General features: G+C 57.2%; 17 protein-coding genes. 10 read left to right on the forward strand and 7 right to left on the reverse strand.

Annotation, left to right across the window (positions count from 1 at the left end; translation table 11 throughout):
- On the forward strand, window positions 1–476 hold a 476-nt coding region (locus Q0Z93_RS05880; protein WP_298063662.1), incomplete at its 5' end, for a hypothetical protein.
- Window positions 477–560: 84 nt separating this feature from the next.
- Here the strand turns inward: Q0Z93_RS05880 and Q0Z93_RS05885 are convergent.
- The 6 genes from Q0Z93_RS05885 to Q0Z93_RS05910 form a co-directional block, all read right to left on the reverse strand.
- Window positions 561–1,421 carry a sigma-70 family RNA polymerase sigma factor gene (locus Q0Z93_RS05885; protein WP_298063665.1) on the reverse strand — a complete coding sequence of 287 codons (861 nt, stop codon included), beginning with the start codon at window positions 1,419–1,421 and terminating at the stop codon, window positions 561–563.
- 187 nt (window positions 1,422–1,608) lie between these two features.
- Window positions 1,609–3,123 carry a Do family serine endopeptidase gene (locus Q0Z93_RS05890; RefSeq protein ID WP_298063667.1) on the reverse strand — a complete coding sequence of 505 codons (1,515 nt, stop codon included), beginning with the start codon at window positions 3,121–3,123 and terminating at the stop codon, window positions 1,609–1,611.
- A 282-nt stretch (window positions 3,124–3,405) separates the two neighbouring features.
- Window positions 3,406–3,987 carry an L-threonylcarbamoyladenylate synthase gene (locus Q0Z93_RS05895; protein ID WP_363291544.1) on the reverse strand — a complete coding sequence of 194 codons (582 nt, stop codon included), beginning with the start codon at window positions 3,985–3,987 and terminating at the stop codon, window positions 3,406–3,408.
- Window positions 3,988–4,029: 42 nt separating this feature from the next.
- Window positions 4,030–5,298 (reverse strand): pitrilysin family protein, encoded by a 1,269-nt coding sequence (locus Q0Z93_RS05900; RefSeq protein ID WP_298063669.1) that lies wholly within the window; start codon window positions 5,296–5,298, stop codon window positions 4,030–4,032.
- Between the two features lie 375 nt (window positions 5,299–5,673).
- Complete coding sequence (locus tag Q0Z93_RS05905) at window positions 5,674–6,924, reverse strand: pitrilysin family protein (protein WP_298063671.1); 1,251 nt, start codon at window positions 6,922–6,924, stop codon at window positions 5,674–5,676.
- Window positions 6,925–7,218: 294 nt separating this feature from the next.
- Entirely contained in the window at window positions 7,219–7,623 is a 405-nt protein-coding gene (locus Q0Z93_RS05910) for a hypothetical protein (RefSeq protein WP_298063673.1), read from the reverse strand.
- A gap of 266 nt (window positions 7,624–7,889) precedes the next feature.
- Between Q0Z93_RS05910 and Q0Z93_RS05915 the strand changes: the two genes are divergently transcribed.
- From Q0Z93_RS05915 to Q0Z93_RS05945, 7 genes are all read left to right on the forward strand, one after another.
- Window positions 7,890–8,255 (forward strand): hypothetical protein, encoded by a 366-nt coding sequence (locus Q0Z93_RS05915; protein WP_298063677.1) that lies wholly within the window; start codon window positions 7,890–7,892, stop codon window positions 8,253–8,255.
- A gap of 201 nt (window positions 8,256–8,456) precedes the next feature.
- Window positions 8,457–8,987, forward strand: a complete 531-nt coding sequence (locus Q0Z93_RS05920) for a hypothetical protein (RefSeq protein WP_298063680.1) — start codon at window positions 8,457–8,459, stop codon at window positions 8,985–8,987.
- Window positions 8,988–8,990: 3 nt separating this feature from the next.
- On the forward strand, window positions 8,991–9,476 hold the full coding sequence (locus tag Q0Z93_RS05925) for a hypothetical protein (protein ID WP_298063682.1): 486 nt from the start codon (window positions 8,991–8,993) through the stop codon (window positions 9,474–9,476).
- Window positions 9,477–9,499: 23 nt separating this feature from the next.
- Window positions 9,500–9,697 carry a hypothetical protein gene (locus tag Q0Z93_RS05930; protein ID WP_298063683.1) on the forward strand — a complete coding sequence of 66 codons (198 nt, stop codon included), beginning with the start codon at window positions 9,500–9,502 and terminating at the stop codon, window positions 9,695–9,697.
- Entirely contained in the window at window positions 9,687–11,651 is a 1,965-nt protein-coding gene (locus Q0Z93_RS05935) for a hypothetical protein (protein ID WP_298063686.1), read from the forward strand. The genes Q0Z93_RS05930 and Q0Z93_RS05935 overlap by 11 nt, the downstream gene beginning before the upstream one ends.
- 35 nt (window positions 11,652–11,686) lie before the next feature.
- Window positions 11,687–12,592 carry a hypothetical protein gene (locus Q0Z93_RS05940; RefSeq protein WP_298063688.1) on the forward strand — a complete coding sequence of 302 codons (906 nt, stop codon included), beginning with the start codon at window positions 11,687–11,689 and terminating at the stop codon, window positions 12,590–12,592.
- Window positions 12,585–15,593, forward strand: coding sequence for a hypothetical protein (locus Q0Z93_RS05945; protein WP_298063690.1), 3,009 nt, complete (start codon window positions 12,585–12,587; stop codon window positions 15,591–15,593). Before Q0Z93_RS05940 ends, Q0Z93_RS05945 begins: the two co-directional genes overlap by 8 nt.
- 59 nt (window positions 15,594–15,652) lie before the next feature.
- Here Q0Z93_RS05945 and Q0Z93_RS05950 read toward each other — a convergent pair whose 3' ends face one another.
- On the reverse strand, window positions 15,653–16,273 hold the full coding sequence (locus Q0Z93_RS05950) for a hypothetical protein (RefSeq protein WP_298063693.1): 621 nt from the start codon (window positions 16,271–16,273) through the stop codon (window positions 15,653–15,655).
- Window positions 16,274–16,351: 78 nt separating this feature from the next.
- On the opposite strand from Q0Z93_RS05950, the gene Q0Z93_RS05955 reads away from it, so the two are divergent.
- A complete protein-coding gene (locus Q0Z93_RS05955; protein WP_298063696.1) occupies window positions 16,352–16,819 on the forward strand; it encodes a hypothetical protein in 468 nt (155 codons plus the stop codon).
- On the forward strand, window positions 16,819–17,506 hold a 688-nt coding region (locus Q0Z93_RS05960), incomplete at its 3' end, for a hypothetical protein (RefSeq protein ID WP_298063699.1). The genes Q0Z93_RS05955 and Q0Z93_RS05960, both read left to right, overlap by 1 nt.

Below are 17,506 nucleotides of genomic sequence, written 5' to 3' on the forward strand. Positions count from 1 at the left end.
TGAAAAAAGACCCCTCCCTTGTATCACGCGGCACCGGATCGGGCGGTAAAAACGGGACGGGCAGTCCGGGCGATAAATACTTGGAGGCACCGCACCTGAAGGCCGTGGGCGCGGCCATGCGCGAAGCTGGGATTGGTTTTCGTCGGCTCGACGGTCAAGTACACACTGAAAGTGTCACTAACTGTCGAAGCCCAACTGTACCCGCCACCGCCGACATTCCACAAATCACCCTCGCCTCCCGTGCGCATACCCGCATCGCGGAAGCCCGGGGCGGGGCCACGCACAGCCGAAAAGCAGCAGCGGCCGCTCAAAATAGGCCCGGAACCGAAAGGGCGGCACCGGGCGAAAGAATAGCTAATCGCCGCAGGGCGGTCAGCGGGCCGCTGAATTTATCGTTCACTCTGCCGCAAAAACCTGAAAGGGCTGCTGCGGCACTCCGGAAAAATCCCGGACTGCCCGTTCCGCAGCAAAGTTAGGACGATCCGGCTAAAAAAACGAGGGGTCTTTTTTCATTCCTGAAAAAAGACCCCTCCCCCATGTCAACACGCCCCGAATCGATATTACCCCAGATATGTCTTGAGCTGTTTGCTTCTGGAGCTGTGCCGCAGCCGGCGGATCGCCTTTTCCTTGATCTGCCGCACCCGCTCGCGCGTCAGGCCGAACTGCTCGCCGATCTCTTCGAGGGTCATCTCCGCTGTCCCGATCCCGAAGAAGTACTTGACAATATCCCGCTCCCGTTCGGTCAGGGTGGAGAGGGCGCGTTCTACTTCCGTGGACAAAGATTCGTTGATCAGACTGCGGTCGGCGTTCGGCGAGTCGTTATTGACTAATACGTCCAGCAAGCTGTTGTCTTCCCCCTCGGCGAACGGCGCATCGACCGAGACGTGCCGTCCCGACACCCGCAGCGTGTCCGCCACTTTCTCCTTCGGCAAGTCCAGCACCTGGGCCAGCTCTTCCGGCGACGGGGTGCGTTCGTTTTCCTGCTCGAACCGGGCGAATGCCTTGTTGATTTTGTTGAGCGATCCCACCTGGTTGAGCGGCAGCCGCACGATCCGCGACTGTTCGGCCAGCGCCTGCAAAATGGATTGCCGGATCCACCACACAGCATACGAGATGAACTTGAATCCCCGGGTTTCGTCGAATTTTTCGGCCGCTTTGATCAGCCCCAGATTCCCTTCGTTGATCAAGTCCGGGAGGGTCAGCCCCTGGTTCTGGTACTGTTTGGCCACCGACACGACGAACCGCAGGTTCGCTTTGGTCAGTTTTTCGAGTGCCTCCTGATCCCCTTTCTTGATCCGCTGGGCCAGTTCGACCTCTTCTTCGACGGTTATCAAATCTTCACGCCCAATCTCCTGCAGGTATTTGTCCAGCGAAGCGCTCTCCCGATTGGTGATCGATTTGGTAATTTTTAATTGTCTCATTTATATGGTTTTGTTTGTTTTCCAAGTCATGCCGGCGTTTAATATACGCACCGGTTCGGCTTTTGTTTCGGTCGGGAGCCGTTTATTCAAAACAAAGACCGCCTGCACAACGGTATATGCAGACGGTCAATCGGTTAGCAATCGGTTTTTTCGTGTTATTTTTCGGCTCTCGGCCAACAGGTGCGGCTTAGCGTCCCAGCGCCTGGTAGCTGACGATCCGCCCGTCGGGATAAATCCCGTCGATCGACTGCACCTTGTCCGTAATCCGGTTCAGGTCGCTCACCGCAGCGATCGGCATGTCGTTGATCGCCGTGATGATAAACCCGCGCTGCACGCGCGACCGGGCCAGCAAGCCGTCTTCCTTGAGGCTGACGACCTGGATGCCGCCCCGGATGCGCAGCTCTTTCTTCTGTTTGTCGCTCACTTCGCGGAAGGTCGCGCCTAACTCGTCGAGCAGATTGACGTCGTCTTTCTTCACTAAGTCGGTCTTGCCCGCCCGGTTGCGCAGCGTGACGTCGTACTCCTTCACGGAGCCGTCCCGCTTGACCGTCACTTTGATCTTGTCGTTCGGCCGCAGCTTGGCGATGGTCTCCTGCACATCGGCCGTGGTGTTCATCGCCTTGCCGCCGATATGGGTCAGCACGTCGCCCGGCTTGATCCCTGCCGCCTGTGCCGCACCGTCTTCGACGACTTCCGCGATATAGATGCCGCCCGGCTCCTTAATGCCTTTTTCCTCGCCGAAGTGTTCCACCCAGTCCGGGGTAATGGCCTGGAACGAAATCCCGAGCATGGCCCGCTGTACCACACCGTACTCCCGCAGGTCGGTCACCACTTTGCGCACGATCGACGAGGGCACGGCAAACGAATAGCCCATATAAAATCCCGTGGGCGATTTGATGACGGTGTTGATCCCGATGAGTTTCCCTTCGGTCGTAATCAGCGCGCCGCCGCTGTTCCCCGGATTGACCACCGCATCGGTCTGGATGAAGGATTCGATCCCCATCTGCGAGGTCATTACCCCTAAACTGCGCCCTTTGGCGCTCACGATCCCGGCTGTCACGGTCGAGGTCAGCCCGTACGGGTTCCCGATGGCCAAGACCCACTCGCCGAGCCGGAGCTCTTCGGAGTTGCCGAACGGAATGGTCTTGAGGCCTTTGGCGTCGATCTTCAGCAGGGCGATGTCGGTCGACGGGTCGGTCCCTACCAGCGCGGCTTTGTAGGTGGAGCCGTCGTGCAAGGTCACGATCAGTTCGTCGGCGCCTTCGACGACGTGGTTGTTCGAGACGATATACCCGTCGGCCGAAAGGATGACGCCGGAGCCGCCGGAACGCCGTTCCTTTTGCTGCGGCTGGCTCGGTTGCTGCTGCCCTTGCGAGGGCCCGAAGAAGAATTCAAACGGGTCGATTCCTCCCCCGCCGAACGGGTTGGAGTATTGCCGGACGGTGTATTTCTGCCGGTTCTCGATATTGACCACCGCTTCGACGCCTTGTTCCGCCGCTGCGGTGAAGTCGGGCAGTATGCCTTGCGTCGATCCAACGGGGGCGGAGGCAAAGTGGGTGTCCGCCGTTTCATTGTCATAAGTCACTGTAGTGGCTGCGCGATCCGCATAGCGTTCTGCGGTGAACCGGCTGACGCTGTACGCCGCGAGGGAGCCTGCCGCTACGGAGAGCGACACGCTGAGAATCATCCATCGTTTTCTCATGGTTTCCGTATTAACTTCTGTTTGTTAAGTGTTGCTGAGAGTAGATGTCTATTCCAAAGGCAGGTTGTGTTTTCAGTCGGTGAATGTTCGGACGGGCCGTTCGGATAAAGAACGATTCCGATCCGCAAATTGGTATATGTTCGTCAAATCGGATAAAGAACGATTCCGATCCGTAAATTGGTATATGTTCGTCGAAATAATCGGAAAGTTTTTACCAATAAGTCCTGCCGGGGCCGAAGCGCCGCATCCGCCTCTGTGTTTTGCCGGCCTGCCGCCCCGGGATTATCTGCCTTCCGTCCGCACGATCGTCAATCCGCCGTCCGGATCGATCCGGATGATGGAAGAGGCTTTATGCGTCGCCGAATCTTCTTCCATAGACGGGTCGACCGTGTAATCGACCCCTTCCCGGATCCGGTCGGAAATCTCGCCGTATGCCGCCGGGGCGGGCTGGCCGCTGATGTTGGCCGAGGTCGACACCAACGGGTGCCCGAGTTTATGAATCAACCGTTTGCAGAAGTCGTTCTGCACTAAGCGGATCGCCACGGTTCGCTCGGGCGGCAGCAGGTTGCCGGCCAGTCCTCTGCCTTCGGGCAGAATCAGGGTCAGGGGCTGTGCGCCTTCGGCGGCTTCCCACAGCTCCCAGGCCGCCGGCGGCACTTCTTGCACCCACCGCACGACTTGTTCGGGTCTGTCGAGCAGTACGATCATGCTTTTGGCGTCGTCGCGCCGCTTGAGGGCGAAAATCCGGGCCACCGCTTCTGCGTTCGTTGCGTCGCATCCGATGCCCCACACGGTGTCGGTCGGGTAGAGAATGATCCCGCCTTTTTTCAAAACGGCCAATGCCTGCCGTATCTCTTCTTCCATAATTTCGTTCATCTTTCAAAGAGTAGCCGAACGATAAAAAGCTCAAGCGCCGACGATCACCGTGGTGAATGTCGCCGGATCGAGCCACTGTGCGGCCAGTTCCCGGATCCGCTGCGGCGTGATCGTGCGCACTTCGTCGAAAAACGCCGATAGCGCCTGGTTCGTCATGCCGCACTGCACGTTTTCGATCGTTACGTCCGCGATGCCGAACGGCCCGTCCAGAATCCGCATCATCTCTCCCACGATGATGTTCCGCACCATATCCAACTCGGCCTGCGGCACCGGTTCCGTGCGCAGGCGTTCCACCTCTTTGAGGATTTCGGCCACCGCTTCGTCCGTCGCTGCCGCCGTCACGTCCGACGCCACGGCGAAATAACCTGAGTGCTGCATGTTCAGCATCGCCGAATAGATGCCGTATGTATATCCTTTGTCTTCGCGCAGATTTTTCACCAACCGCGAACCGAAATAGCCGCCCAGCACGGTCGCTGCCACCTGCAGGCCGTTGAAGTCGGGATGCCCTTTCGGAAAGAGCACTTTGCCGATGCGGATCGACGATTGCAAGGCGCCTTCACGTTTTTCCCGGATCAGGGGTGTCGAACCGGTCGGCGGAACACCCGGATCGCCGGGCCCCGACGCGGCCCCGAACCGTTCCAGAAAAGCGGCCAGGGTCTGTTCGGTCTTTGTCCCGATCTGCCCCGAGGCCACTGCAAAAACATTTCCGGCCCTGTAATAGGTCTCGTAGAACGACCGCAGGGTGTCCACTGTCAGTTTGTCGTACTCGGCCGCCGGCGACACTTGTCCGTAAGGGTGTTCTTTGCCGAAAAGCCCTTCGGCAAAGAGCTCGCGGGCCTGGTATGAAGGTTTTTCGCGTTCGATGATCAATTGTTGTTTCCGCTTCGAGGCGTAAATCTCCAGCTCCCGTTCCGGAAAGAGCGGCTCGAACAGGATTTCGCCCAGCAGTTCCAGTGCCTGGTCCAGGAAGCGGCTCAGGCAGCTCACGGTCACGATGGAATAGTCGCGGTCGATCGAGGTGTCGTAATAGATGCCGTAGTAGTCGAACTTCTCGGCGATCCGGGCGGCCGAATAACGTGCTGTCCCTTCGCTCATCAGGTTGAGGGCGGTCGATGCGGCGAATGCTGCCGGCTGATAGCGTGTCCCGGCTCCGAAAACGAGGCTCAGGCGCACGAGGGGCTGTGTCCCTGCGTCGATCGTCCAGAGGCGGATGCCGCCTGGCAGGGTCGTCTGCCGCGCTGCCGGTATGTCGAGCCGGTCGGGCAGCTGGAAAGGGGGTTGTATGGTGCGGTCTAACATAATCTCTTTCGCGATTATATACTTTCTTTAATGTACTTTTCTCCTCTTTTCGGTTCGGCTCTGCGCCGGGGGCCGCTTCTCGCGGCGGGGGGCGGCGAGAGCCGAAAAATGGGGACAAGGGATGGCGGGTACGATAAAGTATATAATCGGGATCTCTTTTATCGTCTGTCTGCTCGTCCTGATCTGTTTGCACCCCTTAACCAGAGGGGTGTCGCCTCGGGCCGGGCGGGCCCCGCTTAAATAAGTCTTCTCAAACTCTAACAAAAGCCCCAACGGGGCCCCGCGGTGGGCGAGCGAAACTGCGTTTCGCTTATTGGGCTGCCGGGCAAAACGCAGTGCAACAAGCTGTGCCTCCCCTCAAAAAATGGCGCACGATTAGACCGCAGCTGTCGCGTCCGCCACATAAAGCAGCGTCGAGCTGTTCTCCTGCCGGAAAATATGCCGCGCGACCGAACGGATCTCGTCCGAAGTCACCGAATTGTGTTCCGCCACCTCGCCGTTGATCATCACCGCATCGCCCAGCATCTCGAAGTAAGCCAGATTCATCGCCTTGTTCAGCACATTGATCTCCCCGAAAACGTTGTTCGCCTCGAACTTGTTTTTGACCTTTTCCAGCTCATAGTCCCCCACCGGTTCGGTCTTCAGCCGCTCCAGCTCACCCCACAGCGCCGCCTCCGCCTCTTCGAGCGAAATTCCCTCCATCACATGGCCCGTCACCAAGAACAGCCCCGGATCGACATCGCCCGAAATGTAGGCATTCACGTTGGAAAACAGCGGAGCCTCCTTGACCAACCGCTGGTAAAGCCGGCTCGAAGTGCCGTTGCTGAGAATATCCGAGATCACGTCGCAGACCACCGCCTCCCGGCTCAGCCGCGGCCCCATGTGGAATGCGATATAGATCACCGACGCCGGCACCGGCCGCCGCACCTCCAGCCGCCGGGGAGCCGTCTGTTCCGGTTCCTGCGGAATCTCGTCCCGCACCGGTTCGCCCGCCGGGATCGGTCCGAACCACCGTTCGGCCAACTCGAAAACCCGTTCGGCGGGAATATCCCCCGCAATCGAGAGAATCGCATTGTTCGGCTTGTAGTACCGCGCGAAGAATGCCCGCACCTCGTCCATCGTCGCCCGCCGGATATGCTCGATGTCGCGCCCGATCGTCGCCCACCGGTAGGGGTGCCGCTCGTAGGCCAGCGGCCTGAGCAGCAGCCAGATGTCCCCGTACGGCTGGTTGAGATACCGCTGGGCGAACTCCTCGACCACCACCTTGCGCTGCACGTCGAGGCTCCGCTGGTTGAACGCGAGCGACAGCATCCGGTCGGATTCGAGCCACAGAGCGGTCTCGATATTCTCCCGCGGCAGCGCCAGATAGTAGTTCGTATAGTCGTTGTTGGTGAAAGCGTTGTTCTCGCCGCCGGCCAGCTGAACCGGCCTGTCGTAGTCGGGAATATGCACCGATCCGCCGAACATCAGGTGCTCGAATAGGTGGGCGAAGCCGGTGCGGTCGTAATCCTCGTTCCGAGAGCCGACTTGATAGAGCACGTTGACGGCGGCCATCGGGGTCGACGGGTCTTCGTGCGCGATAACGGTCAGGCCGTTGGAAAGTGTCTTTTTCTGGAAGTCGATCATAAGGGCTCCAAATATACGCATTTTTTCGGGGCGCGGAACGCAGTGCCGCCCGCCTTCTCGACCGGGAATCGGCAGGGGGGCTCGGAAATTCGCCATAGACTAAGCGCGGGGCGGTTTCCTCCCGACAAGGGGAAATCCCTGGCAACGTATGCCGCGCAGACAAGCGGCAGAAATCTCCGACCGATCTTTCCGCCGCAGGAGGTTCTTCCCGGGTCCGGGGGAAAATCCGGAAACAGTTCGGGCCGGGGAAAGCGAATGTTTTCCCCGGCCCGAACCGCATCAACCGAGCGGAGACTATTCTTCTTCCTCGAATGCCGAATCGAACTCTAAGCGATAAACTTTCAGCCCGTCATGACGTTGCTCCGGCACCGCCGATGTACGGCTCAGGCAACTCAGTGTATCGTCTGTCCAGCCTTGCAGAGCCGTGCAGACTTCTTCTGTGAGACCCAGTTCCTCCGCCGGGTCGGTCACATCCGGCCAGGCCCGGAGCGCCACTCGCACCGATACGGTCACCCGGCACCGCTGTACCAGACAGGTGATGTCGCTGCATTCCGGGTACGTTACGTCCACTAATGCTGCCGGCAGCGTCAGGGCCGGCCCTGACGGGTCGTCGATCTGACCGCAGTCCAAAGTCACTGTTTTCAGCCCGGGCACATTCGTGCGCAGCCGCTCGCAGACATTTCGATAAATTTCTTCCATAAAACAGATAAAAGGTTATAAAATAAGTAACAGATACGGGATGATCTTCCTCCCGACCCTGCAAAAATGGGCCGATTTTCCCGATCTGCGAAAAATAGTGTAAACCCTTTCCGCTCTTTTTGTTACGCATCGGAATTAGCTTCATCTTTGCACTGTGGATGAGAGAGAGGGTACTCCGGACGCTGCGCAGCACCCTGGGAACTTCCGGCCCCGAGCCGGGGACCCGGATCCCCCCGAAAGCCTCTACGATCCGTAACCCCGAATCAATGGAAACCTGGATTATTTACGTCATCGCCCCCATCGCCGTGGCGCTGGTGAGCTGGATACTCGGCAATAACAGCCGCCGGATCGACGAGACGTCGAAAGTAGTGACCCTGCTTCAGGACGAGATCGGCCGGCTGACTGTCAAAGTGGAGAAACTCGAGACGAAACTCGAAGCCAAGGACGAAGTCTTGGAACGAAAAAGCGTGATTATTCAGGAGGCTTTCCGGTGCCGGACACCGTCGATGAAATGTCCGGTGCTGATCAAGCAGGCCGAGCTGAACCACTATGCCCCGATTCCGGACAACCGCTCCGACGGGCCTTCGCCGAACGGCGACCCGGCAGCTCTGCCCGACTCGGAAACGGGATAAGGCATCCGGTTTACCCCACCGGGCCCTTGTTCCCCGGATAGCTGTCTGTCGGTCGAAATGACTGTCGGTGCCGGCTGCACGAATCCCGGACCGCAGCGCCGCCCTCCGACCGGAATCCGGAAATCCCCGGCCCCGGAATAGCCTTGGCTGAACGATCATTCTCTAAATTATTTAAACCACCTATTCAACATTACTACAATTATGGTAAAAAAAGCAATCGGCCTCAACGAAGCAGGTATTCTGATCGCTGCCCTCCCGGCGGATGGCACCGCCCCGGCGGAAAACGCATACGCCGCCTTAGGCAAGACCTACAAGGACACTGCCACTCTCGAGACCGCCGAAGGCGAAACCGTCGCCTGCGAATGCGAGGAAATGGACGAACCGGAAGACGAGATTTACATCCCGGGCACCACGACCCTGAAATTTTCGACTTCAGACCTCGATCCGGAAACGTGTTTCATGGCTTTCGGCGGCACACTTTCCGAAGATAAAAAGACTTGGGAAGCGCCGCAGAGTTTCTCTTCAAAAGAGGTAGCCGTCCGGTTTACCACCCGTTCGGGTCTCGAAGTGAATATCGGCCGCGCCAAAATGTCGACCCGCATCAACTGGGCCATCAAACGAGACGGCTACGGTCTGCTGGAACACAGCCTTACCGTGCTGACTCCGAAAGTTGCCGGGGTCAAGAAGATGAGTGTCACTGATACCACCATTGCAAATCAGCCGAACGCGTAAGATATGGACAGACAGCAGTCGACCCAAATGCGGGCCGCCGATACGCTGTTGGAACAAGGGGTGCGGGTGCCATGCGCGCCTGCGCCCCTTTTCTTTCGCCTGTTCGGCCGCCGCACTTTTCACCTCACTCTGCACCAGCCTACCCTCGTCACTCTGCTGCGCATCAGCCGTTTGATCGTCGCGACGGGCCTCTCCGCTTCCGATTTTGAGAAGCTCACCTTGGATAAAGCTTATGCGATCACTGCCTGTCACGGCGATGCCGCTCTCGATATTCTGGCCGAAGCTGTACGCGGCCGTCGCACCTGGATTCCTCGGCGTCTGCTGGTCCGGTGGCTCGGCCATCGCCTCACGCCCGCCGCTTTTGCGCAGGTGTGGGCTGTTTTCGTCCGGATATGCGGCGTGGCGGATTTTACGACCTCTATCAGATTGATGCTACTGGCGAACAATCTGAGTCCGAAGGAGCAGGGGAGTCAACGGGCGGACGCGTAGTCGGCCTGAATAGCCCCTGGGGTGTGATCCAGCTGATCGCCGAAAAAACCGGGTGGAGTTACCACTATATCCTCCACCGCATGAGCTGGATCAACATCCGCATGATGCTGGCCGATGCCCCCGGCTACCGTTACGACCGCTCCGCGGTCGGGAACGAAGCGGTGACGGATGCCACCGACAGCGATTTACGAACCTTAGCAAATACCATCAATGGCAAATGATAAGCAACATCTTCCGACGCAGGTCGGAACCGACACCTGGGCCGACGATGTCAACCGGTTCATAGCCGAAATGCAGGCCCTCGACGCCGCCCGTGCCAAAGCTGCCGAGATCGCCGCCTCGCTCAAGAGCTACTCCGCCCAGTTCGAAGAAATTCTTTTGAAGCACAATCAGCAGATCGAGATTCTGCGGGCCAACGGATATTACGCCGAAGTCAAAATTGTCAGCCAGGCCTGCGAAAAAGCCCTTGCCGCCGTCACAGACAAAATGTTGCAGGAAAGCGATCTTTGGGAACAAATGACGGGTCAAATATCCGATTTGACTCTCGGTCAGCTTACTCGGATTTATAAACAAAGCTGCCAGTTGCTCGACTATATCGACGGCAAAACGTCCGAAGTGCCCGTCGGATTCACCACTGAGCAACTCAATCATATCGACAAGGATTCGGCGGTCGTCCAAAGCCTACGGAATCATGTCAGCAGCCTGCATAAGGAGTTTGCCAAGAAAGGCTCCGTCGAAGCTTTCTACGCTGACCTTAAACGCGGTTTTGACCTGATCGGCAAAGGATTCTCCACCCGCCGGAAAGAAGGCGGCTTCGGCCTGATGATCGAAGGTCTCGGTGTCATCCAGAACGGATGGAGCAAAGTCAGCGGCCAGGTCAAGCAGATCGGCAAAGATCTCTCCTCCATCTGCAAAGATGACAATATCGGCTATATCATCGAAAACACGATCCAAATGGTCGATGCCGGCATGACAGGTCTTACCGGTATCGCTCAAATAATCACCGGCGATGTCCTCAGAGGAGCGGTGAACGTTATTTCGTCTATAGCCAGCTTCTTTTCCATCAGCCAGAAAGTCAAGGCCGAGAATGCCAAGCTCCGCAAAGAGGTCCACGACAACGAGCTGAAAAGCTATCTTGCCGAGTTCGAGATCAACAAACTCTACCGCGAGCGCTACGAATGGGCCAAAAAGATCGGAGAATCGACCCTGACATACCTTGCCCGCAAAGGGAAAGAGCTAACCGACCAAACCGCCGCCAATAAAGCCGAACAGGACGAACTGCGGGCTAAACTTGACGGCACCCAATATGTCGTCAGCGAGCGCTACAAACACGGCACCTGGTTCCGCAAAGGCAAGATCTTCAAAACGATGGCCTCACTCGAAGGCAAAGAGTGGAAAGAGATCGACCTCCTCGCCCAGCAAGGCAAGCTTTCCGAAGACGGCAAGAAATACTACGACGCATGGAAAGCCGCCCGCGAAGAGGGCGACAAACTCGTCGAACGGCAAGAAGAATACCTCGAGGAAGTGCGCAAAACCTATACAGGTTCGACTTACGAAAACGTGGTGACAAGCATTATCGACGGGTTTAAGGCGGGGAAGAAAAGTGCGGCCGATTTTGCGGACACTTTCGAGAGCCTGATGAAAAACGCCGTGACGCAGTCCCTGAACCTGATGGCCGACGAAAAAGTGCGCGAATGGTATAAGGACTTTGCCGATGCAGCGCAATCCGACGGCGAGCTGACTAGCGACGAACAGGATCGGCTTCGCCGGGATTGGGACAATCTGATGGAGCAGCTCAGTCAGGAAGAAGCGCGCCTGCGTGCTGTTACCGGCATCGATGTTTCCACTGCCAAGAAAGAAGAAAAACCCGCGGGCATGCGCGGCGAGATCAGCGAGAAAATCACGGAGCAGACCGCTTCCAAACTCGAAGGGCTGTTCCGGCTCAGCGTCGATCTTCAGGCCCGCATGGCCGGCATCGGTGCCGAACAGCTCAGCACCGCTCAATCCTCCCTCGTTCAAGTAGCCTCCCTCGCCCGCAGCAATATCGCCATCGAAGAGAACACCCGCCGCACCGCCGACAACACTGACGGCCTGCGCGAGCGCCTGGACACCGTCGCCGCCGAACTGCGCGCCATCAAAACCAACACCGCCGGCAAAGAAGTATGGGCCAAATGACCGGCACTCCTTTCAGCAGATATTACGACACAGCCATGAATACCTATTACCTGAACGACACCCCTCTTGCAGAGTTCGGCTTCGTTCCCGGCCATGCCTCCGGCAGCAACATCGCCCTCAGCGGTGCGTGGGATATGCCCGCCCGCACCGGCGAGACATACCGCAAGTGGGCCGGCGAAGACGGCGTCGAGCCTTATGTTCGTCCCGACGACGACTATCTGTTTGGCAGCCGCGAAATACAGCTTGTCGGAAACCTGGTCGCCGACAGCGAGGAGACTCTGTACGAAAAGATCGAAACTTTCCGGGCTTTTCTGACCGGATTGCCCGCCGATGCCTTTCTCCGGTGCGACTGGGGACAGTGGAACGTCAGCCTGCGCAAAGAGGTGAAGATTGTTCCCCGTAAAACCATCGCCGCCGTCACCCTCGCCTTCACTGAGCCTGCGCCCGCACTGCCCGACTTCAGCGACGCCACCGGTCCGTGGCCCCGACAGTGGATACTCGCCTCCGGCCATTGGAACTCCTTCGGCGTCTGGGACGACCGCGAACCGTGGTACTGCGCTCCCCGAATAGGAGCCATCGATGAATGGCTTTGGGAAAGTTTCGGTCTGGCGATCGCCTCCACCGGCGGCGTGTGGGATCTTCCCGCCCGAGACGAACTCCCGGCAACCCTGCTCTCTCCCGGAGCTTCGTGGGCTCCCGGCGGTCTCGGCCCGCATGTCCTGAACCTCGAAGGTGCCCTGAGTGCCGCCGATATGGAAGATTTCGACCGGAAAATCCGCAGCCTTACCCTGCTGTTCGGCCGCCCCGGATTGAGAAAATTCCGTTATCGCAACTGCGAGTATGGTATCTTCGCCCCCGAAGGGTTCAAAATCGCCTCCATTCAGAAACGCAGCCGCGTCTATGCCAAGTTTACCGTTAAACTGATCGAAGCCTATGAATAATAAGATACAGATTCTGCGCGGTGCCGCCGGCTCCGTTCTTTGGGAACTTTCCCCCGACGACAGTTTTGTCTGCACGCACAAACAGATGGGCGAGCAGTCCGTGCGGCTGACTCTCACCTCCGTGCAGCCCGTCGCCTTGCAGGCCGGCGACTGCCTCGAATGGCAGGGCGTACGCTACGCTCTGGCCGAAGAACCCGACTATAAGCGCGCCGACGGGACATACAGCTACGAGCTGACCTTTTACGCCCCCGGCCACCGGCTCGCCTATCTGCTTCACAAAAACCAAGGCAGCCTGACCTTTCCTTACGACGGGAACCTCCCGCAGCAGATCGACGCTCTGTACACCGCGATCGGTCGCGAGGCCTCCGGATTCACGATCCAAATCGAGGAAGGCATCGAGCACGCCGACGAGATTCGCCACATCGAATTCGACCAGACTTACTGTCTCGACGCGCTTACGCAAATATGCGAGGCATTCGGCACCGAATGGCGCATCGACGGGCAGCGTATCCGCGTCGGGCGGTTCAAAGGCGCTCCTGCCGGTCTGTTCCGCTACGGGCGAGGCAAAGGACTGTACTGTCTCGAAAAAATCGGCGTTTCCGACACCGTCGTCGTCACCCGGCTGTACGGTCGCGGCTCCTCCAACAACCTGCCCGAAGGGTACCGCGCCTCAACCCTCGTCTTTTCCGGCGAGCGAGGCGAATCCTGTCTCGAAAAGAACATCGAGAAATACGGTATCCGGGAAGAAGTCGTCACCTTCGACGATATTTATCCCCGCCTGGGCGACGCCAGCCTCAGCGCCGTCAGCGTGCCTGCCGACATTGCCGCCGCAAACGGCTGGACTGTCACTCTCCGGCTGCCCGACGATTGCAACGACATCGTGATCGGAAAAGACCAGACTGATCCCCGAATCGAGTTCACCTCCGGCGCGCTGACGGGCGAAAGTTTCACCATCACCGCCTACCGTCCCGACACCCGTCAGCTCGATTTCAACGTCTCTGAGGACAACGGATACAAGCTGCCGTCCGAAACGCGTCGTCCCGCTGCCGGCGACCGGTTCGTGCTCCTCGGCATCGTCATGCCCCAGTCCTACGTCGACCGGGCCGAAACCGAGTTGAAAGCCCGCACCCAAGAGGAGCTCGACCGCCGGTGCGAGAAACAGTATGCTTACCGGCTCGACATCGATCCTCGTTACGTCCGCCGTGAAGCCATCCACGTGCATGTCGGCGACACGGTGCTCGTGCAGGAGAGCGATGCCGCCGAGCCCGTGGAAATTCGCGTCAGCGAAGTCAGCTATCCTCTCCGGGAACCGGAAAAACTCAGCCTCGTGCTCAGCGATACCCCTGTTTACACCTCCTATTCCGAGAAAATCGAGAACGACATGGCGGAAGTCGGCGGCCAAGTCGAGGAAGTCCGAAAAAGCGGCGTCCGTTTCACCCGGCGCGTATGGCACGACACCCTCCAGACCCTGGAGATGCTCCGGAAAGGACTGAAAGATTATACCGACGCCGTCCGTCCCGTCGCTGTGAATACCATGCAACTGCTGGTCGGCGACGAAAGCCTCCAGTTCCGGTTCGTGGCCAGCCGGCAGAACCTGACCGTCGTCTCCCCTGTCGGTTACAATAGTGAACTCGGTCGGTTGGAAGCTGCCTCTGCGACCCTTCAGCACCTCACCCTCGGCAACCGTGAAATCACCGCCAGCAAGGACATGACCGGCGGCCTGTTCTGGGATATGCCCGCTTACACCTCCTCCTTGTTCGGGTATGACGAGCGCGACGAATCTTACTACCTGTACGCCCGCGTTCCCTGCAATCCGGGTTCTGGAGGCGGGGAGTACCGCTTGCGGCGCGACCCGGTGGGCATGGAACAGGAGAGCGGATTCTACCATTTGCTGGTTGGCATCCTGAACAGCGAAGTGGACGGCAGCCGGTCGTATACCGACCTATACGGCTTCACCGAGATCACCCCCGGGCGCATCACTGCCGACCGCATCGTGTCGCAGGACGGGTGCAACTTCATGGACTTCGTCAACAATTCGTTCCGTATTGGCAATGAACGCAGCGGTTTGGAGTGGAATACTGCCGATCACCCCAGTCAGTTAGCTGTTCGGAATGCTTCGTTCGAGATCAGCAACGGGTCGAAAACCATGGTTCGGTTCGACGGCGGGAACGGCGCCGGGTTTCTTGCCGGCGGCAAACTACAGTGGGACGCCTCCGGGAATCTGACTGCCGAGTCCGGCACGTTCAACAACGTGGTTATCAACGGCAGTACCCGATGTGCGTTTCGGAACGGGATGTATATCATGAACCAGCAGAACCCCGGGATCGAACTGAGTACCCCTGGTCTTCAAGACAATAATAATATCGTGATTCCGGGGACTTCATCCGGATGGATAACGAATTTCCAGATCCCGTTTGACCCTGACGCGCTGTGCGGCAACTACAACGGATTTCGGGCTACGATCGTCAATGACGATTTCGGCGGCGAGCAAGCCGTCGGATATATCGGAGCCAGTGCGCCCGACGGAAAATATTTTTTCGAGAACGGACAACAGTATTCGAGTCTGACGATCGCCCCGAAAGAAGGGGCCGAGCTGCTCGGTTTCGGCGAGGGCGATGATTTCCGCGGCTGGATTGTGCTGAACCGTTTCTATGTCGGCAACAAAGTCGCTTCGGGACTGCCTGTACCTATTGTGCTTTGTAGTGGATATGTAGATAAAAATGGAAATTTATTAAATCAAAGTACATACAAAGAATGTAAAGCAAAAAAAGACAGTTTATTGGAGAACGGATGCTACCGGATTATTCACAATATCGGTCATTTCAATTATTTTATACAATTGACGCCGGTCAATACCGATTTCTATTGGGCATGGTACAAAATCAATCCGGTTGTCTTGGAAAAAAACGCGAATGACGTTTTAATCGGAATGTTTGACAGTATCAAAGAGTGCGTCGGTGTCAATTACGGCTTTGAGTTCTGTATTACAGGTGGTAATTAAGCTAAGAGCAGCATTTACCGAACCGAAATCGTAAATGCTGCTTACTCGAAAATATGTTACTAACCTTTTCCTTTCGCTTTCAGTTCGAGCCATTCCTTGCCTGTAATCGGATAAAAGGTGAATGCGTCATGAAACAACCGATAACAAGTCGTATAATCTCCCTGGGCATGGGCCGCTCTAATTTTAACAGCCGCATCATGTACTATTGCTGTCGGAATATAAGCGACCGTATCACGGACAAGTGTTCCGCTTCCGGTTACCTCATCCCATAACGATTTATATTCATAACGCCAAATTACCAATAAAAAATCACACCCATCTAAATAAATGGGTTCGACTCTATTGGTATATGAATTAATAACATCGTCTCCAAACATCAGCAACCGATTATTGACTAAATCGCGTTGTTGATCGTTAAATGCACGTTCAATAACGTGTCCATCCGGATTTACATCATAATTATGATATGAGATTAAGGTAGCTTTTTCCACGATCTGTCTTGGCGTGAGCCGCTGCTGTTCTCCGTCCGCCTTGGTTGCCATGGTTTCGTTCGCCTGTATTTCTTTCGGGGCATTGAGCGCCACCATAGCTGACGGATCAAGCCGTCCTTTGTCTTCCTTTTGACAGCCGACGAACAGTCCAACTGCCCCAGCCAGCAGTATAATGTGTAAATTTTTCATTACCTCAGCAATTTGTATATGAAACACCTATGCAAATTTAAATAATTCATATTATAAAACCAATCAAAATTATCAAAGATGGATAATACCCGAACCTATTACCAACCCGCACATGGCGATACCGCCGCCACCGTCGCCCAAGGATACGACAACAATTTTCAGACCCTCCATGAGGAAGTAGCGACCGGCGACGCCGCCACCCTGCAATCCTCCAACCAGTACACCGCCTCCGCCGTTTCCGGGTTGATCGATTCCGCCCCCGCCGCCCTCGACACGCTCCGCAAGATAGCCGCGGCGCTGGGCGATGACCCGAATTTTGCCACGACAATCATGCAGCGACTGGCAGAAAAACTGGACACGGCCAACTACACTGCCGCTGATGTGCGGGCCAAACTGCTGACGGTGGACGGCCGCGGATCCGGGATAGAAACGGACGCGATTGCTAATCAAAAAACGGGCTCGGCGCTTAAAATCTGGCAAGGCTCCGAAGCGGAGTACAATGCTCTTGCCGGCAAAGACCCTGACACCCTTTATATCGTACAATAATGATCCTGACAGAAAATAAGAAAATCAAGCTGTTCGCGGGGGCTGCGAAGGTCAAGGCTGCCTACATGGGGGCGGTCAAGGTCTATCCCAATGCTTCGCTGGAGGTCTCTCCGTCGCTGGTCTTTGCCGCGGCGGGCGGCGCGGCGGATTTGTCGATTCTGGTGGAGGAGGGGCAAGCGTGGTCGATCGCGGGTCTCCCGGCTGGCTGGAGCGCGTCGGCGACCTCCGGAACGGGCCCTGCCTCGGTCTCGATCTCGGCGCCGAACAATACTTCGACGGGGGCGATGAATGGATTGCTGACGGTAAGCTCGGATGATCTCTCCGCAACTTGCTCGCTCGCGCAGGCGGCGGGGAAAATAGTGTACGGAAACTGGCAAAATGTATCGCTGCTGATCGACACGACGGCTTTCCCGGCTTCCGGGGGAAGCTCTCGTGTGGTGATGGAGGTACGCAGAGATTGGACGTGGAACGGCGTGGCGGGTTCGGGCAGCTATGAAATGTCTACGGCAAGCTTATATAGCCCGCTCTCTTCCGATGGGGTGGCGACTTTCAATGGAAATAATGTCCTTGTCGCTTCGTTGGGGGTCGCTTTTAAAGCGGCTGCTACGATCACGATTTCGGCTGTCACGGAACATGATTCGACCAGAAAGTCGGCCTCGATTACGCAGGCGGCTAATTATGTAACTG

This window comes from uncultured Rikenella sp., assembly GCF_947628055.1.
In the GTDB taxonomy this organism is placed as follows: Bacteria; Bacteroidota; Bacteroidia; order Bacteroidales; family Rikenellaceae; genus Rikenella.